This is a genomic window from Vibrio sp. 1978, assembly GCF_033344345.1.
Genome location: NZ_JAWPOP010000553.1, coordinates 1 through 657, shown reverse-complemented (window position 1 = coordinate 657; position 657 = coordinate 1). Strand labels below are relative to the sequence as shown.

The window sequence follows — 657 nt, the reverse complement described above, 5'->3', positions numbered from 1 at the left end:
GGTAAGTTGACCATCATTTTTGCTTCTCAAACCGGTAACGCAAAAGGTGTTGCTGAAGCGTTAGAACAAGAAGCGAAAGCAGAAGGAATTGCAGTAGAGCTGTTTGACGCAAGCGACTACAAAGGCAAAAACTTAGCCAAAGAAACGCACGTCATCATTGTTGCTTCTACCAACGGTGAGGGTGAAGCGCCAGACAATGCCATTGAGCTGCACGAGTTCTTACAATCTAAGAAAGCGCCTAAGCTATCAAACCTTCAATATGGTGTGATTGCATTGGGTGATTCTAGTTATGAGTTCTTCTGCCAAACTGGTAAAGACTTTGACACTTACTTAGCAAAACTGGGCGCGACGTCTTTTATTGAGCGTATTGACTGCGATGTTGATTACGAAGCGGCAGCGGAAGAATGGCGCAAGAATGCGCTAGGTAAAGTTAAAGAGACACTATCTTCTGGCAATGAAGCGGAAATTGTTCAACTTCCTGTAGGACAAGCGGCAGCTTCACATTCTCAGTACAACAAACAAAATCCATACACAGCGACGTTACTCACCAGCCAAAAGATCACGGGTCGAGACTCGGGTAAAGATGTTCGCCATATTGAAATCGATCTAGATGGTTCGGGTCTGACATACCAACCAGGTGATGCTTTGGGTGTGTGG

The 657-nt window shown here is 45.2% G+C and carries 1 protein-coding gene; it reads left to right on the top strand.

The features are described from left to right. Positions 1–657, top strand: a 657-nt coding sequence (locus tag R8N49_RS27785; protein WP_318190531.1) for a flavodoxin domain-containing protein, incomplete at both ends; no start/stop codon positions are given.